This window comes from Helcococcus sueciensis DSM 17243 (assembly GCF_000423145.1).
GTDB classification, from domain to species: Bacteria; Bacillota; Clostridia; order Tissierellales; family Peptoniphilaceae; genus Helcococcus; species Helcococcus sueciensis.
On record NZ_AUHK01000021.1, the window covers coordinates 1 to 17,696 of the forward strand.

18 protein-coding genes and 2 tRNA genes are annotated in these 17,696 nt (G+C 26.0%); 17 read left to right on the forward strand and 3 right to left on the reverse strand.

Annotated elements, in window-relative coordinates; genetic code table 11:
* The 3 genes from G534_RS0105580 to G534_RS0105590 form a co-directional block, all read left to right on the forward strand.
* Positions 1-203, forward strand: a 203-nt coding sequence (locus G534_RS0105580) for an IS200/IS605 family transposase (protein WP_027348250.1), incomplete at its 5' end; no start/stop codon positions are given.
* 228 nt (positions 204-431) lie between these two features.
* A complete protein-coding gene (locus G534_RS0105585) occupies positions 432-1,397 on the forward strand; it encodes an ATP-binding protein (RefSeq protein ID WP_027348251.1) in 966 nt (321 codons plus the stop codon).
* A gap of 9 nt (positions 1,398-1,406) precedes the next feature.
* The gene (locus G534_RS0105590) at positions 1,407-1,691 is read left to right on the forward strand and encodes an STAS-like domain-containing protein (RefSeq protein WP_027348252.1); all 285 of its coding nucleotides are present in this window, start codon (positions 1,407-1,409) and stop codon (positions 1,689-1,691) included.
* Between the two features lie 309 nt (positions 1,692-2,000).
* Here G534_RS0105590 and G534_RS0105595 read toward each other — a convergent pair.
* A tRNA-Pro gene (locus G534_RS0105595) sits at positions 2,001-2,077 on the reverse strand.
* Positions 2,078-2,262: 185 nt separating this feature from the next.
* Here G534_RS0105595 and G534_RS0105600 point away from each other — a divergent pair.
* The 5 genes from G534_RS0105600 to mnmA all read left to right on the forward strand — a co-directional run bounded on the left by G534_RS0105600 (position 2,263) and on the right by mnmA (position 7,687).
* A complete protein-coding gene (locus G534_RS0105600; RefSeq protein ID WP_027348253.1) occupies positions 2,263-3,348 on the forward strand; it encodes a metallophosphoesterase family protein in 1,086 nt (361 codons plus the stop codon).
* Positions 3,349-3,350: 2 nt separating this feature from the next.
* Positions 3,351-5,165 (forward strand): ATP-binding protein, encoded by a 1,815-nt coding sequence (locus tag G534_RS0105605; protein WP_027348254.1) that lies wholly within the window; start codon positions 3,351-3,353, stop codon positions 5,163-5,165.
* A gap of 103 nt (positions 5,166-5,268) precedes the next feature.
* Positions 5,269-5,344, forward strand: a tRNA-Thr gene (locus tag G534_RS0105610).
* A 152-nt stretch (positions 5,345-5,496) separates the two neighbouring features.
* Positions 5,497-6,576: a cysteine desulfurase family protein gene (locus G534_RS0105615; RefSeq protein ID WP_027348255.1), complete on the forward strand. Its 1,080-nt coding sequence runs from the start codon at positions 5,497-5,499 to the stop codon at positions 6,574-6,576.
* A 1-nt stretch (position 6,577) separates the two neighbouring features.
* Positions 6,578-7,687: a tRNA 2-thiouridine(34) synthase MnmA gene (mnmA, locus tag G534_RS0105620; RefSeq protein ID WP_027348256.1), complete on the forward strand. Its 1,110-nt coding sequence runs from the start codon at positions 6,578-6,580 to the stop codon at positions 7,685-7,687.
* Between the two features lie 127 nt (positions 7,688-7,814).
* On the opposite strand, the gene G534_RS0105625 is transcribed toward mnmA, so the two are convergent.
* The gene (locus tag G534_RS0105625) at positions 7,815-8,342 is read right to left on the reverse strand and encodes a hypothetical protein (RefSeq protein WP_169513550.1); all 528 of its coding nucleotides are present in this window, start codon (positions 8,340-8,342) and stop codon (positions 7,815-7,817) included.
* A gap of 233 nt (positions 8,343-8,575) precedes the next feature.
* Between G534_RS0105625 and G534_RS0105630 the strand changes: the two genes are divergently transcribed.
* The 6 genes from G534_RS0105630 to G534_RS0105655 all read left to right on the forward strand — a co-directional run bounded on the left by G534_RS0105630 (position 8,576) and on the right by G534_RS0105655 (position 14,370).
* The gene (locus G534_RS0105630; RefSeq protein WP_027348258.1) at positions 8,576-9,793 is read left to right on the forward strand and encodes an NAD(P)H-hydrate dehydratase; all 1,218 of its coding nucleotides are present in this window, start codon (positions 8,576-8,578) and stop codon (positions 9,791-9,793) included.
* Positions 9,783-10,898 (forward strand): alanine racemase, encoded by a 1,116-nt coding sequence (gene alr, locus G534_RS0105635; RefSeq protein WP_027348259.1) that lies wholly within the window; start codon positions 9,783-9,785, stop codon positions 10,896-10,898. Before G534_RS0105630 ends, alr begins: the two co-directional genes overlap by 11 nt.
* Positions 10,888-11,238, forward strand: a complete 351-nt coding sequence (locus G534_RS0105640) for a type II toxin-antitoxin system PemK/MazF family toxin (RefSeq protein WP_027348260.1) — start codon at positions 10,888-10,890, stop codon at positions 11,236-11,238. Before alr ends, G534_RS0105640 begins: the two co-directional genes overlap by 11 nt.
* Positions 11,239-11,401: 163 nt before the next feature.
* Positions 11,402-12,226 carry a metallophosphoesterase gene (locus G534_RS0105645; RefSeq protein ID WP_034596039.1) on the forward strand — a complete coding sequence of 275 codons (825 nt, stop codon included), beginning with the start codon at positions 11,402-11,404 and terminating at the stop codon, positions 12,224-12,226.
* A 65-nt stretch (positions 12,227-12,291) separates the two neighbouring features.
* On the forward strand, positions 12,292-12,810 hold the full coding sequence (locus G534_RS0105650; RefSeq protein WP_027348262.1) for an adenine phosphoribosyltransferase: 519 nt from the start codon (positions 12,292-12,294) through the stop codon (positions 12,808-12,810).
* A gap of 63 nt (positions 12,811-12,873) precedes the next feature.
* Positions 12,874-14,370 (forward strand): shikimate kinase, encoded by a 1,497-nt coding sequence (locus G534_RS0105655; RefSeq protein ID WP_027348263.1) that lies wholly within the window; start codon positions 12,874-12,876, stop codon positions 14,368-14,370.
* A gap of 36 nt (positions 14,371-14,406) precedes the next feature.
* On the opposite strand, the gene G534_RS0105660 is transcribed toward G534_RS0105655, so the two are convergent.
* Positions 14,407-15,159 (reverse strand): endonuclease/exonuclease/phosphatase family protein, encoded by a 753-nt coding sequence (locus G534_RS0105660; protein ID WP_027348264.1) that lies wholly within the window; start codon positions 15,157-15,159, stop codon positions 14,407-14,409.
* 101 nt (positions 15,160-15,260) lie between these two features.
* Here G534_RS0105660 and thiD point away from each other — a divergent pair, with 101 nt between their 5' ends.
* Genes thiD through G534_RS0105675 form a run of 3 tightly spaced genes read left to right on the forward strand, consistent with a single transcriptional unit; the run spans position 15,261 to position 17,531 of the window.
* Positions 15,261-16,052, forward strand: coding sequence for a bifunctional hydroxymethylpyrimidine kinase/phosphomethylpyrimidine kinase (gene thiD / locus G534_RS0105665; protein ID WP_027348265.1), 792 nt, complete (start codon positions 15,261-15,263; stop codon positions 16,050-16,052).
* A 14-nt stretch (positions 16,053-16,066) separates the two neighbouring features.
* Entirely contained in the window at positions 16,067-16,762 is a 696-nt protein-coding gene (locus G534_RS0105670; RefSeq protein ID WP_027348266.1) for an ABC transporter ATP-binding protein, read from the forward strand.
* Positions 16,755-17,531: a hypothetical protein gene (locus G534_RS0105675; protein WP_027348267.1), complete on the forward strand. Its 777-nt coding sequence runs from the start codon at positions 16,755-16,757 to the stop codon at positions 17,529-17,531. The genes G534_RS0105670 and G534_RS0105675 overlap by 8 nt, the downstream gene beginning before the upstream one ends.
* Positions 17,532-17,696: the final 165 nt, after the last annotated feature.

Genomic DNA, 17,696 nt, shown 5'->3' on the forward strand with positions numbered 1-17,696 from the left:
TAATATTTGATAGACATGCAGATTTAAAATATAAGTATGGAAATAGAAACTTTTGGTGTAGAGGATACTTTGTAGATACAGCAGGGAAAAATGCAAAGAAGATACAAGAATATATAAGAAATCAGTTAAAAGAAGATTATACAGCTGATCAAATAAGTATAAAAGAATATGTAGATCCGTTTTCTGGAAAGAAAACAAAATAAAAATATAAAAACAAGGTGCTTTAGCACCAGTTGAGAAAGTAGTGCAGTTGGCAGACATTCAATGTGCACAAGGTGCACAGCAGGAAAAAGCCCCTTATAGGGGCAGTGCAAACCACCAGCTAAGCTGGTGGTTATGATTTAAATTTACACTACATATTAATTCTATAATTAATTTTAAAACAAATTTATTATTTGATAGTATAATAATACTAGTTATTAGGAGTTACCATGAAAATAAAAATGAATTATAAAAAAATTTATGAATTAGTTTTAGATTTAGAAAAGTTGCAAGATGAATTAAAAGATGACAACATTATAGCTTTAGATTTTGGAAATTCTAATTTTATAAATCCTTGGGTTTACCTCATACTCTCAAGTTGGATTATAAAAAATAAAAGTAATGGATTAAATTTTAATTTTAAGTTAGAAAATATAGATAATAAAAATGTAGTTGATTATGCTTCTAGAATAAATTTTTTTGATTTAATAGGATACAAATATAAAGAAAATTTTATTAGACATAAAAGTAAAGGGAAATTTATACCTTTAAATAAAATAAACAGCAACAATTTAATGATAATCCCTACTGAAATTACAAAAATATTTATTAATTTATGCAACTTAGAATCTAAAGAATCTGAAGACGAAAATTATAATATTATGTATATGATAGAATATTGTTTAACTGAAGTCATTGAAAACATAGATAGACATTCAGAAGCTAAGACAGATGGATTAATTATTGTTCAACCTTATAAAAATAATGAAGAAATTGATGTATGTGTCGTAGATACAGGAATAGGAATCCCTAATGCATTAAGAAAAACAGAAAAATATAGACATTTAACTGATAAAGAATGTGTAATGTATGCGACGGATAAAAATATTAAAACAGAAGGATTGGAAAATGAAGGACAAGGTAATGGATTATATATTTTAAAAAAATTAATAAAATCCATGTCTGGAGAACTTAGAATAATATCAGGTAATGGAGCATATGTATTAAACCATAATCAAGAAACGACTTTCAATTTAGGTTGCAAATGGGGTGGCACTATAGTACAATTTAAGTATAAATACAGTCAAAAAGTTGATATTAGATCAATAATGGGAGGAGATTATATACCATATTCTACTTATCTAGATGGTAGGATTGATTTAAGTAATGAAATTGATGAGTATTTAAATTTTTAGGAGGTGAAAATGAACAGGATAAAATTAATAGAATTCGGGCAAAATCTTGGTACAAGAGAATTAGGAATTACTATTTCTAAATACATAGATTTTTTACGTCTAGAAAATATTATACTAGATTTTGAAAATGTTACTGTAATTACTAGTTCATTCGCCGATGAATTAATAGGTAAAAATGTAAAAGAGATAGGATTTGAAGAATTTATTAAAAAAGTTAAAATTGAAAATGCTACAAATAATATAAAGCTTGTTATAAAAAAAGCGATGATGGATAGATTGTTAGAAGTAGCTTAAAGTTTTATATAAAAGGGCGAGTATACGCTCTTTTTTTATTTTAAATAAATGTAACAATGTTGGCAGTTTTTATATTTACAATCTTGCTATAAAGATTGATAGGGATATTTATTCATTGTTTAAATAAAATAAAAAGAGAATGTTTATACATTCCCTTTTTTTAGTATCACAGATTATATTGACTACCTTTTTTTATTTTTTATTATGTTTTATTATGCTCTATTGGGTTTAGTGAAAATTGATGAAATGTTGATATATCAACGATAACGTCTGTTTTTCAATATTCATAAGAAACGTTTAAAATAGTAATGGTCGGAGTGAGAGGATTCGAACCTCCGACCCCTCGGTCCCAAACCGAGTGCTCTACCAAGCTGAGCCACACTCCGACGACTTATTAAGTATAGTACAAAAAAAAATAAAAGTCAAATATTTTTAATGTAATTTTTATTATATAAAAATAATTAGATAAATGCAAATTAAATAGCAGAAAATATGAAGTGAAGAATATTAATATTATTAAATATCTTCGGAACATTTGTTCTATCTATGCTATAATATTCCTGAGGTATTTATGCAAAAGATTAGAGTATGTCATATGGCTGATTTTCACCTTGGTGGTGAATTAAATGTTAAAAACAGCCTTAGAGAAGAAATAAATAACAACTTAATCAAAACTTTATTTGAAATTTTTAGAATGCTTGAACAAGCGAAAGTAGACATTGTTTTAATTGCTGGAGATTTTTACGAAACATCATCAGTAGATTCTAGATTATTGAAGCAAATTAAAGAAATACTTGGAAACTTTTCCGGAAATATATTTATATCGCCAGGAAATCATGATTATGTTAGCTTAGAATCTGTATATAGGGAAGAATGGTCTGACAATATACATATTTTTCTTGATGAAGAAATAGAATTTGTAGAAATAAAAGAACTAAATACTAGAGTTTATGGATTTGGATTCAATCATTCACATATCTATGATAGAAAAATTAAAGATATTAAAATTAATGATGAATTTATTAATTTAGGTGTTTTTCATGGTCAAATTGGAAATGAAATAAATGCATATCATCCAATATTTAAGGAAGATATTGAAAATTCAAGACTGGAATATATTGCTTTAGGTCATGTCCATAAGAGAAGTCCTATCGAAAAATTAGGGAAAACTTATTTTTCATATAGTGGGAATCCATTAGGTAGAGGATTTGATGAAATTGGAGAAAAAGGAATATATATTGGAGATGTAACTAAAAATACTAATAATATGAATTTTTACAAAGTTTCAGACAGTCAATTTCAAATAGAAGATATAGAAATTGGAAATTTTGAAACTCAATCTGATATTGCAGATCAAATAAGAAATAAACTTGAAAAAAAATTTGGAAAGCTATATAAAAAGCATTATTACAGAATTAATTTATATGGATATAGAAATGAAAATGAATTTGTAAATATCGACATTTTATTACAATTTTTAGATGATATTAAATATATTGAAATTTATGATTTTACAAGATTTAGAGTTGATTTAGATAAGCTTGCAAGAGAAAATACATTAAAAGGAATATTTGCTAAAGAATTATTAAAACTAGATGTATCCAATGAAAATAAGGAAGATATAATAAATTTAGCATTAGATTTGTTTGAGGAATAATTATGATAAAAAAGATTTATATAAATAATTTTGGAAAATTTAATAATTATGAACTCGAATTTGATAAAGGTCTAAATGTAATATATGGAAAAAATGAATCGGGTAAATCTACTATTTTAAATTTCATTTTAATGGTACTTTATGGAAGTCAATCAAAATCAAAAGATTTACTTCAAAATAAAAGAAGACGTTATAAGCCTTGGAATCAAGAAATTATGAAAGGTTTTATTGTAATTGAAAAAGAAGGTATAGATTACAAAATCGAAAGAACATTTTTAAATTCTAATTCAACAGATATAGTTGATATTTATAATTTGAATACAGGGTCTTTGATAAATATACCTAATCCTAAACAACCTGGTGAGTATTTCTTTGGCATAGGATATGAAACTTTTAAAAAGACTTTATTTATTTTTTCTGAATCAATAGTTATAAATAATGACAATACTAAAGATGAAATTACACGAAAACTTGTAAATTTAGTTACTACAGGGGAAGAAGACACATCTTTTAATAGTGTTGTTTCTAAATTAGACGATAAAATATATAAAATTAAATCAAGGTCTGGAAAACAAGGAAGACTTATAGATATCAATAATAAAATTGATAATCTTAAATTAGAGATGGAAGAAGCTTTAAGTGATGAAAAAGAGAAGAGTATACTTTCAAATAAAATTTCAAGTCTTAATAAACGCAAAAAAGATTTAGTTACTCGTATAGAAAATATGCAAAGTTTGATTTTTAAAAAGAATGAAATGAAAGATATTCTTTATACAAAAAAAGAATATGAAAATAAGAGAAGTATTTATAGCACGGTAAATGAAAATAGAGAAATAGAATTTATAGATGAAAAAATTGATTCATTGAATAGTGAGAATTCTCTTACTAAAATTAATGTATTTGATATTTCTATTATAAGTTTTATAATTTCTTTTACTTTATTTAGGGTAAATAAGTATTTGGCTATCATAGTTGCATTAGTTTCCATTTTCATTTATTTTTTGAATTATTCAAATAAAGAAAAATTAAAAAAAGAAAAAATTGATAAATTAATTATAAGAAAAGAAGAACTTCAAAAAAAGATTGAAAAACTTGATTATCAAAGTAAAGAAAATGAAAATGAGATATATTATATGAATAAAGCAATTGATGAAATTGATAATTACTTTTCATCACAAAAAATGAATATATCTGATGTTAAATATGAAAATATCGAAGATTTAAGAGATGAAATATTGATAATAGATAATGAAATAGTAGCTATAGAAACTTCTGCAAAAGAAAGATTTTCTGGTAAGAAAAACTTTTCTACTATTGAATATGAAATGGCAATGGCAGAAAAAGAAAAAGAAAAAATTGAAAAAGAATTTCAGCTATATAAAACTACAAGAAAACTTATGGAAAAATCATTTGAAAGACTTGAAAATAATTATTCAGTAAAATTGAATGAAATTTCTTCAAATATTATTAATGATATTACAAATGGAAAATATTCAAAATTATATATTTCAAATGATTTCTCAATAAAAGTTGAAGATAGTAAGACTAAAGATTTAATAGATTGGAAGTATTTGAGTAGTGGTACAATAGATCAGTTCTATCTTTCTTTAAGACTAGCACTCATCGATTTATTAATAGAGAATGATGAAAGTAAAATATTATTAATTGATGATTTATTTATCAGATTTGATGAAGACCGAATGAGAAAGGCTTTAGATTTATTAATTAATAAAATTGAAAAATTCAGCCAGATTTTTATATTTACATCTAAGGAAATTGATATACAAAATTTTAATTATAATATAAAAAGGATTTGATAGCTTCCATAATATATTGTGGAAGCTTCTTCTATAGTCAATATTTATTAGTAAGTGTAGAGATTGACAAATATAGAATTAATATTTATAATACCAATATCATGCTCTTTTAGCTCAGTAGGTAGAGCACTTCCATGGTAAGGAAGGGGCCGCTGGTTCAATTCCGGCAAAGAGCACCATTATATTTATAGACGGCTGAAATTGTTAATTTCAAGCCGTTTTTGAATTTTTAAATATTAATATAATTTATATAAAATATAAACAAACTTATTATCAATAAAATTAGGTATAATGAGGTTTAATGATATAATACAATTAGAAAAGAGGTTTTATGTATTTTGATTATGCTTCAACATCAATAAAAAGGAAAAATACAATATCAAATTTAATAGAGAATTTAGATGAATATCAAGGAAATCCATCTTCTATTCATGCATTAGGGAAAAAGACTAAAATTCATTTAGAAGAAGCTAGGGAGAAAATAGCTTCATATATTGGAGCCAATCCAAAAAATGTGATTTTTACATCTGGTGCAACAGAATCAAATAATATGATTTTAAATAATTTTGATGATAAAGATTTGGAAATTATAACTACTAATATTGAACATAAATCAATTTTAGAATCGTTGAAACATTCGAATTCTAAGGTTATTTATTTGAAAGCAGATGAAGATGGAGAAATTAATATCGATGATTTAAAAAAGATGATTAATCCACAAACGAAATTGGTATCTATAATGTATGTAAACAATGAAACTGGGATTATACAACCGATAGAAGAGATATCTGAACTTCTTAAAGATACAGAGATATGGTTCCATGTTGATTCAGTTCAAGCACTTGGACATATTAATATTGATGTAGAGAAGCTTGGAGTAGATTCAATGAGTTTTTCTGGGCATAAAATAGGTGGATTGAATGGTTTTGGAGTTTTATATACAAAGAATAAATTAAAGAATTTAATTTATGGCGGAAGTCAGGAGTCGGGACGAAGAGCTGGAACTTCAAATACAATATCAGCTGTATCTATGGCAAATTCCTTAGATGAGCTTGATGAAGATTGGGATCATGTATCAAATATCAAGAAATATTTTCTGGAAAAACTTGAAGAAATACCATTCGAAATAAATGGAGATATTGAAAAAACTACAAATCATATTGTAAATGTTTATTTTCCATGGGTTAAAAGTGATTTACTTCTAACATATTTAGATTTAAATGGGATTTATGTTTCAGCAGGATCAGCGTGTAATGCAAATACTTTAGAACCATCATATGTAATAGAAAATATGTATGATTCTGAAAGAGCAGAAAGATCGATTAGATTTAGTTTTGGATTTACAAATACTAAAGATGAAATAGATACATTAATTGAAAAGTTAAAAGAAATGTATATTAGAAAGAGATAATATGAAAGATAACAAAGACATTAAAGTAATAGTAGGTTTGAGTGGTGGAGTAGATTCATCTGTTGCTGCACTTCTTCTAAAGGAACAAGGATATGATGTAGTTGGTGTATTTATGAAAAATTGGGATGACACTGATGAAAATGGTTTTTGTACTGCGGAAGAAGATTATAAAGATGCGGAATCTGTAGCAAATGCAATAGGTATTCCTATATATTCTATAAATTTTGAAAAAGAATATTATAATCGTGTATTCACATACTTTTTAGATGAATATAAAAAAGGCAGAACTCCAAATCCGGACATTATGTGTAATAAAGAAATTAAGTTTAAGGCATTTTTAGATTTTGCAAAAAATTTAGGATGTGATTATTTAGCAACAGGACATTATGCCAGAATTCGAAGAAATGACGACGGAAGTGTAGAAATGCTTAGAGGTCTTGATAATAACAAAGATCAAACTTATTTTTTATCACAATTAACACAAGATCAAATTAAAGATGTAATGTTTCCTGTAGGAGATCTTCAGAAATCAGAAGTTAGAGAACTAGCTAAAAAATACAATCTATCGACAGCAAATAAAAAGGATTCTACAGGAATTTGTTTTATAGGAGAAAGAGATTTTAATGAGTTCCTTTCAAATTATTTACCGGCTCAACCTGGAAATATGGTAGATGTTGATACTGGAAAAGTTATGGGGAAGCATAATGGTCTAATGTATCATACAATTGGTCAAAGAAAAGGGCTTGGAATTGGTGGAGATGGAGAAGCTTGGTTTGTTTGTGGAAAAGACTTAAAAAGAAATGAACTTTTAGTTTGTCAAGGATCAACGAATGAACATCTTTTCTCAAATAGATTACTTGCATCAGAGTTTCAAACTTCATTAAAGGATTTTAATAGAGAAGATTTTGAAGGTGTTGCAAAATTTAGATATAGACAAAAGGATATCCCTGTTAAAGTGAAATTCATCGATGATACTCATGTAGAAGTAGAATATGACCATATAAAATCTGTAACTCCTGGTCAAGCTGCAGTATTTTATGATGGTGAAGTCTGCATTGGTTCCGCTATTATTGACGAAGTTTATAATGGGGATACAAAGCTAAGAGTGTAATAAAATAGAGATAAAATATATTCTTATATTATTTAAGTTTGAATAAAATATATGAAATATAAAAAAGCCTTTGGTTACTTATTACCGAAGGCTTTAATTTTATATAATTTAAATCTAAATAGAAATTTTAAACTCCCCAAAACTTAGTAGCTTTTATTATAAAAGATTGTTCACCAGGAATATAATATCTAAAAGATTTATTCCAATTATCTATGATTTTAAGTATGATTTTATCATCACTAGTAATTAAATATCCTGTACATAATATCCAATGATAATCTTTAAAGTTTGAAGATAGAAGTAGTGCTAATATATTGTCATTATCTATGGAATCTTTAATAAATGATAATTTATCTATCCATTTTCTTTTATAATCGATATTTATATTTTTTTTATCTAGAATTTTTTTTGTTTTATTTGCAAAAGAAAAAATAGGCCCATTACCAATTAAATTATAATTTTGATTAAATCTAGAGATTATATCAAAATTATCATAAATTTCAGAAATCTCAGAAAAATATTTATCTATATTTGTAGAGCTAACTGCTGCACAATGATTTTTTGCTTCAGAATGCAAGGATGTTATATCCCAATCAGATAATTCAAATGATAAATTTTTAGATGATTTAATTGTATAATTGTCTATATTATTCATAAAACCATAGCTGGAATTATTACTAAAAAATTTTGAAATCTTCATTTTACTGCTCGCATTTTATATATTTCTACAAAGATAATTTATATTGATTAATTAATAAATTAAGAATTCATAGATTTAGGTTTTGTTTTTGTGAGTTTAGTCAATATTTTAGGCTTTATTTTTTAGAAAATTTGTTAACATTATGATATATTATATTTAGATAAATTTCTATAGTTTTGGAGCTTATTATGATAGGAATTGACATTGTTAATATAAAAAGAATTGAAAATCTTTTAGAAAAAAAGAATTTTTTAGACAGATTCTTTACAGAAAATGAACAAGAATATTTAGAGTCTAGACATTTTAGGCATGAAAGTATTGCTGGTTTAATTGCGGCAAAAGAATCTGTAGCAAAGGCTTTTCAAGTTGGTATAGGAAAAGAATTATCTTTTACTGATATTGAAATATTACATGATGAGAATAATGCACCATATGTAAATGCTGAATCTAGTAAGGTATATAAAATTATGAAAGAAAAATCTATTACAAAAGTTAATGTCAATATTAGTCATGACGGTGATTATGCAACAGCAGTATGCAATTTAAATAAGATTGATGATTTTGGATTTACAGAGAAATTGCTTCCTAAAAGAGATGAAAATTCTAATAAATATGATTTTGGAAAAGTGTTAATTATTGGTGGAAGTAAAGGAATGACAGGATCAGTAGTGTTAAGTTCTGAAGCTGCTCTTAGATCTGGAGCTGGACTTGTTTATTTATTGGTTCCTGATTCATTAACTGAAATAGTTGAAATAAAGACAACCGAGCAAATAGTTCTTTCAATACATGATGAAGGATATGGGGAGTTTGGACGATTTAATAGAGAAGAATTATTAAATGTTATACAAAATAAGACTGTAGTGGCGATTGGTCCAGGACTTGGAGTTAGTGAACATACAAAAGAGATAGTTGAAATTGTATTAAATAATTTTGAAGGTCCTGTTGTACTTGATGCGGATGCTATAAATATACTAGCTCTATATCCAGAATTAATGAGAGAAAATTTATACTTAACTCCACATGTAATGGAATTTTCAAGATTATCAAATTATACATTAAATGAAATTGAATATGATAGAATTGGTAGTGTAAAAAATTATATAGATAGATTTGATATCAATTTGATATTAAAAGGGAAAGATAGTATAGTTGCAAATCGATTTGAAACATTTATAAATCCTACAGGAAATAGTGGTATGGCAACTGCGGGTTCAGGTGATGTGCTTACGGGTATCGTTGCGGCGCTTCTTGCAAAAGAAAATAGTTTTGAAATGTTTAAAATTGCATGCTATGTGCATGGGCTTGCAGGTGACTATGCAGCTAAAAAATATGGAAAAACTAGTATGATAGCAAGAGATATAATAGAACAACTACCTATTGCTTTTGGAGAAACAAATGAAGCTTGATGCGAATAGAATGATAGTTAATTTGAAAACTATAGAAGATAATATAGATATATTAAAAAATATAACAAAAAATAAATTTCTTGCCGTAGTTAAAGCGAATGCTTATGGACTTGGAGCAGTTAAAATATCCCAGCATATTGAAGATAAGATAGATATGTTTTGTGTAGCGACTATCAATGAAGCTATTGAGCTTAGAGAAAGTGGAATAAAAAAAGATATATTAATATTTGGATATATATTACCAGATAACTATAGTTTACTTAGCAAATATAATTTAATAATGAATATTTATAATTTAGAAATAGCGAAATCGGTTAATGAATCTGGAAATGCTGTAAGAGCACATATAAAAATAGAAACAGGACACAATAGACTAGGGTTTCAAGTTAATGAAAAAAGTGTTCAAGATATAAGAAAAATTAATGCTATGGAAAATATAAATATAGAGGGAATATTTACTCATTTCTCATCAGCAGACGAAAAAGATAGATCATATACTAATTATCAATTAGACAAATTTAATAAAATAATTACAACATTAAAAGATATCTCTCAAAATTGGATGAAACATAGTGCAAATGATGCTGCAGCAATAGCTTACGATACTAAGTCAGATGCTATAAGATCAGGTATATCAATGTATGGAATGTATCCATCAGAATATATGGAAGAAAATTTTGATTTAGGTATTAAAAATTCGTTTGAATTATTGTCAAAAGTTTCAAATATTAAGATTATTAAAAAAGGGGAATCTATTTCTTATGGAAGAACTTTTATAGCTGATAAAGAAAGTAAGGTAGCAACGGTATCTATTGGTTATGCAGATGGGTATATGCGAAACATTTCGAATGTTGGTTATGTTCTTATAAATGGTAAAAAAGCAAAAATTTTAGGAAATATAACGATGGATCAGCTAATGGTTGATGTATCTGATATAGATGTAAAACTACATGATGATGTTATACTTATTGGAAAATCAGGTGATAAAGAAATTACACCAGATATGGTTGCTAAATGGGCGAATACAATTTCGTATGAAGTGATGACTTCCATATCTCCGAGAGTATCCAGAATTTATATCGAGGAGAAAAGTTTTGAAGATTAAAAGAGGAGATGTATTCTACGCAGACTTAAGTCCTGTTGTAGGGTCGGAACAAGGAGGAGTAAGACCAGTTGTTATTATACAAAATGACACAGGTAACAAATATTCTCCTACGATAATTGTAGCTGCTATAACTTCTCAAACAAATAAATCTAATTTACCCACACATGTTGTAATTACTGGAGATATCAAATTACCCAAAAATTCAGTAGTATTATTAGAACAAATTCGGACTATTGATAAAAGACGTTTGAGAGATAAAGTAGGAGAGTTAGACAAAAAAGTAGTAAGAAATATTGATAATGCATTGTACATATCTTTGGCTTTGGATAAAGAAAATTAATAGCTAAAGAAAAAATAATACTACAAATATAGATGTATCAATAAAACTACATATTATACAAAATTTAATTATTGTAAAATAGCTAAGTTTTCAGATGAATAATAGAATTTATGAAAGATGAAAGAGCAAGAAATTTATATAAATATCTTGCTGAATAAATGATATGATATATTACATAATATTAGGGATTGTAGCCTTTATTTTTATTATTTATATAATTTATGATAATAGTCGTGTTAAATTAACAAAATATATAATTGAAAAAAATATACATCCAGATATTGATGAAATAAATATTCTACAGATATCAGATTTACATAATACAAGATTTGGGAAAAATCAATCTAGAATTATAAAATTAATAAAGAAAGACTATGATTTTATATTTATAACAGGAGACTTAATTGATCGCAAAAGTACAAATATTGATATCGCAATGGAGTTGGTTAATGCTCTTAAAGGGGATATATATTTTATACAGGGGAATCATGAAAAGGGAGCTGATAAATATAATGAATTAGAAAAAAAATTAAAAGAAAATGGAGTTGTTGTATTAAATAATTCGAAAGTTGAATTTGAACATTTTGAAATAGTTGGTATAAAAGATCCCAATGAATATATAAGCCCGAGAGAAAGAGTTGATAAAGATGAAAAAAAAGAGATTATAGAAAATCTTAAAAGGTTTGAAAATCCGAATAATTTTCAATTACTTCTTTCTCATAGACCTGAATTTTTCAAATTGTATGAGAAGTATAATTATGATGTAGTATTCTCAGGACATGCTCATGGAGGACATGCTAGAATATTTAATATTCCAGTCTTAGCACCCGATCAAGGATTATTTCCGAGATATGCAGGAGGTGTATTCAAATCAGGAAATACTATTATGATAAATTCAAAAGGTTTAGGAAATAATTTTGTATGGGCTAAAAGGATATTTAATACACCGGAAATTGTAGAAATAAAGATTAAAAACACTAAAATTTGAGATAATTTCATATATATTGTAAAATAATAAAGCGTATGAATTTCTAACATGGAGAAGAGGGAGAAATGGATATAAAATCAAAAATAAGAGTTATAGAAAATTTTCCAAAAGAAGGAATAAGTTTTAAGGATATAACTACATTAACTCAAGATGGTGAAGCATTTGCAGAGGCTATAAAACAAATAGAAGATCAAGTTAAAGACTTGGAATTTGATTATATTGTAGGTATTGAAGCAAGAGGATTTATTATAGGAGCTCCTTTAGCTTTAAAACTTGGAAAGGGATTTGTACCAGTTAGAAAACCTGGAAAATTACCTGGAAATATTATCAAGAAAGAATATTCTCTTGAATATGGTACAAATGTAGTCGAAATAGATGCAGATGTATTTAAAAAAGGAGATAAAGTTTTATTAATTGACGACTTGTTAGCAACAGGTGGTACAGCAAAAGCAGCGCTTGATTTAGTAGAAGAAGCAGGAGCTGAAATAGTTTGCGTAGGATTTTTAATTGAACTTGAAGATTTAAAAGGAATGGATTTATTTGAAGGTTACAAGACTTTCTCACTAGTAAAATATGATCATTAATTTAATGGGAATCGAAAGATTCCCTTTTTTATAAACAAAAATTATTTAGGAATAAAATATAGAATGAATAATGAAAGTAATAAAATCAAGAAAATTAAATATTATTTAAGAGATATTAAGAATATAGATTCACAGCTGAATGATTTGTTTTTAGAGAGAGTTTCCCTAAGTGAAGAAATATATGAGTATATTTTCAATAATAATATAGAAAATGATAAGCTTACTAAGAATATTCAGTTTGTTAACTTCAATGGAATATCTAAAATACCAGAATTAAATGAAATATATAAAGTTTTAATAAAATCAAACAAAAAACAATTCAATAGAATAAAAAAAGAATACAATTTAGAGTATGCACTTGTAAATTATAATGAGAATAAATTTACAGAATATATACTTAATAGATTTATAGGAAATGAAATTGGTTCTTTTAATCTAAATGAAGAGGAAATACAAAATTTATTAAAAAGAAATAGTTTTAAAGGATATTTTATAAATACTAAAAGTTCAAATAAATTTATGAAATCAATAGAAGATTCTACTTTTCAGGCTAAAGAAATTGGTGATTTAAATTTAATTCAAAAAGTTAAAGGCAAAAACTTTGGGTTCAATACTGAATATTATGGATATATGCAATTTTTTAACAAATATAGACTCCAAATTCAAGATAAGAATATATTAATTTTAAGGGGTGAAGATTCCGTAAATTCATTAAAATATGCTCTCACAAGATTAGGTGCAAATTCAATAGAAATATATAACAAAGATGAAATTTATCAAAAAGAATATTCTAGTGAAGTTTTTATAAATATGTTGGATAGTGATATTGAAAATTATGAAAATATAATTTATTTATCAAATTTCCCGAATTTAGAATATATAATAGATTTTTCAAAAGATGTGTTATTTTCAAAATTATATATTGATGCAAAAAACAATAATATCGATATTTATCGTGGATTTATCAAAGAACTTTATCAAACTAAAAAAAGTTTAGAGATTTTAACAAGAAAAAAATACAGTGAATATATTTTTGAAAATATTTTTGATGATTATATAAAAGAAAATATGAATATAGTTTTGGTAGGAATGCCAGGTGCAGGGAAAACAACAATTGGTCGTAAACTTGGAAAGATTATGAATCGTAAACATTATGACTTGGATAGAGAATTTCAAAATGAGTATGGAATTAGTCCTGCAGATTTTCTAAGAAATGAAGATGAATCTACATTTAGAGAAATGGAGAAAAAAATTGTTAGGAGACTTGGAAATTTACAAAATGTAATAATTTCGACCAGTGGTGGTGTAGTATCAAAAATGGAAAATTATTATCATCTTAAAAAGAATTCTGTAATATTTATGATTGAAAGAAATATAAATTATCTCTCAACTAAAAATCGTCCACTTTCTGAAGGAGGAATAGAAACACTAATTAAGATGAAAGAAGAAAGAGAAAAGGGTTATAAATACTTTACAGATTATACTGTAGAAAATAGAGGTAATTTTGATAGAGCAGCTTATCTTGTTGAAGAGAAATTTAATAGTTTAGAAATATTTTAATAGTGGGAATGGATAAAATCCAAACCCACTATTTTATTATTCAAAATCTACCAAAATATGATAATGATCCGAAGAAAATATTCCATCTTTTTTATATCTAATAATTTCACTATTAACTATTTTTAAATCTTTACTTGAAAATATATAATCTATAGGTTCTCCTTTGATTTCATCCGTAAAATTATGGATTGTAAGAGAGTTTTTCTTATCTTTAAAATGATTATATGAATTATCGAGTATATCAGATTCAAGCAGTAAATTAATAAAACCATGTGTAGGTGTAGAATTAAAATCTCCAGTTAACACTACTGTTTCATTTAAATCTTTGATTAAATCCAGTGTCATTTTCGCAGAATTTATTCTTGCTTTTTCTCCAGCATAATCAAAATGAGTATTTAGATGATAAAGTGTCGATCCATTACTTAAATCTTTTAATTTAACATAAGATAAAACTCTTGCTAAACTACTATCCCAACCAATAGAAAACTTTTTGTTTGGAGTTTCACTAAGCCAAATTGTATTGGAAGATAAAACTTCAAATCTATCCTTTTTTATAAATATTAAATTCATTTCTGAAGGAAAGATAAAATCTCTATACTCACCATAAAAGTGATATTTATCCTTAAATACAGATGTTAAATAATTAAAATGTTCATCCATAATTTCTTGAAATCCAATCAAGTCTGGATTATACTCTTCAATCATTTCTTTAATTACAGTCTTTCTAGATGACCATGGATATTCATCGAAATCATTGATATATCTAGCGTTTATAGTCATTACTCTCATAAATAGCTCCTAAAATTATTAAATTTATCATTAATAAAAAAATATTATTATATACTATAATATATTATACTATATATAATTATATTTAAATTGGAGGAATTATGAAAATTGTACTTACTATTGCAGGTAGTGATCCATTTGGTGGTGCTGGAATGCAAGCAGATATCAAGACAATGACATCTCATGGAGTATATGCGATGTCAGCAGTCACTCTTATAAGTGCACAAAATTCAATGGGATTTTATGGAGTTCAAGAAACAAAGCCAGAGTTTCTTGAAAAGCAAATAGATTATTTATTTCAAGATATAAATCCTGATGCAACAAAGACAGGTATGTTGCTTTCTAAAGAATTAATAGAAATGACAGCAAAGAAGATAAAAGAATATAAGCCAAAAAATTTAATTATAGATCCAGTTATAGTGGCACAAAAGAAGATTCAATTGATAAATGATGATGCTATTGAAACTTTGCTTACAGAATTGATTCCACTTGCTGATTTAATTACACCAAACAAGGAAGAAACAGAGATTATAGCTGATATGAAAATTTACAATGAAAAAGATATGGAGATTGCAGCTAAAAAAATATATGAAAAATATGGATGCAATGTTTTGACAAAAAGTGGTGTTGAAGGCGATAATGCTAATGATTTTCTATATACAAAAGAGGGTGGACATTGGCTATATGGAGAAAAGATAGAAACAAAAAACATTAGAGGAACAGGTGATGCTTTATCAAGTGCAATAGCATCAAATTTAGCTAAAGGATATAGTTTGATTGAGGCTTGTGAAGCTGCTAAAAGATATGTAACAGCGGCACTTAAATCAAATATACAAATTGGTCAAGGTCGTGGTCCTATTGATAATAGTTTTGATATAAAAGGGGAGTATTAGTAATAAGGTGTATTATGAAATTAATATTAAAAAATATTGAAAAAAAATTTGATAAAAAAGATGTATTAAAAGGTGCAAGTTATGAATTTGAAAATGGAAAAATTTATGGTTTGCTTGGTAGAAATGGTGCTGGTAAAACCACACTTTTTAATATAATTTACAAGGAATTACAAAAAGAAAGTGGAGAAATAATTCTTGAAATTGATGGAGAAGAAATAACACCTTCAATTGATGATATTGGAATGATATTTGCAGAAACATATCTTCCAGATTTTCTAACAGGTTATGAATACGCAAAATTCATAACAGATATCAGTTCTCCACATGAAAGAGCAAGTGTTGATTTATTATTTGATGAAATGAATATTGACGAAACAGATAGACATAAATTATTAAAAGAATATTCATCTGGTATGAAATCAAAAGTTGCATTACTTGCAATGTACATACAAAAACCAAAAATAATTCTTCTAGATGAGCCTTTAACAGCAGTCGATATTATAAGTGCTCAGGAAATAAAAAAATTCTTCAAATCACTTAAAAGGGATCATATTGTGATTGTATCTACACATATGTTAGAACTTGCAAAAGATTTATGTGATGAAATAGTTTTATTAAACAAAGGACAATTACATTCAATCGAAAAACTAGAAAAAGATGAAAACTATGATAATATAATTGTTGAAGCGTTGAGGGATAGTGATGATTAGAAATGTTTTGATTATTCAAGAATATGATTTAATTAAGTCGCTTAATGGAATATTTTTCTGGTTAAAAAAACTACCAATTTTAGGAAAATTTATAAATGAAATATTTTTCAAAAGACATGATAGAGTTTATAAAAAGAAAACGAGAATTGCATTTTTAACAAAATGTTTAATATTTATTGCTATTTCTATCGGTGTATTTTTTATACCTTTAGGAGAGAACGATGTAGAATTTTTTAATAAGGGATATTTTGTGATTTTATTTGTATCTTGCTATTTTACTTTTAGTGGAAACTACTTTATAAAATATTGTTTCTACAATATGGACTATCCATTGATGAAATCAAATTTCTATAGAAAACCAGAATATATAATGGAAGCGATGAAAATTAGATTTGTGAAATTATTAAAAAATCAAAGTATACCATTTATACTAATGATGATTATGATAATATGTATTAATCAAAGTTATCAACTCGGCACAGAGCATTTGTTGATATCACTTGCTTCAGGTATACTTGGAGTGCTATTTTTCTCACTTCATTATTTATTTGCCTATTATATTATTCAACCATTTACAAAGGATTTAGAAATTAAAAATCCATTATATAATGGTTTAACATATATTATATATATGTCTGCATATCTTATGATGTCAAGCAGTATAATTCAATATATATTTGTTTCATTGATAGTATTTTCAATTATATATATAATATTAGGTTTCTTAGGCTTAAAATATTTAGCTCCAAAGAGATTTAAATTACGTTGATTTTAGCTTATATTGATTCATAAAATCACGATTAAACGGATTAATTTTGAATTAATAAATTTGTATATTAAAGGACACTGATAAATCAATAATTACACAGCAGGATAATGACAATAAATAGTAAATTTGTGATAAACAATTACTAAAATAAAAAAAGTATTTAAA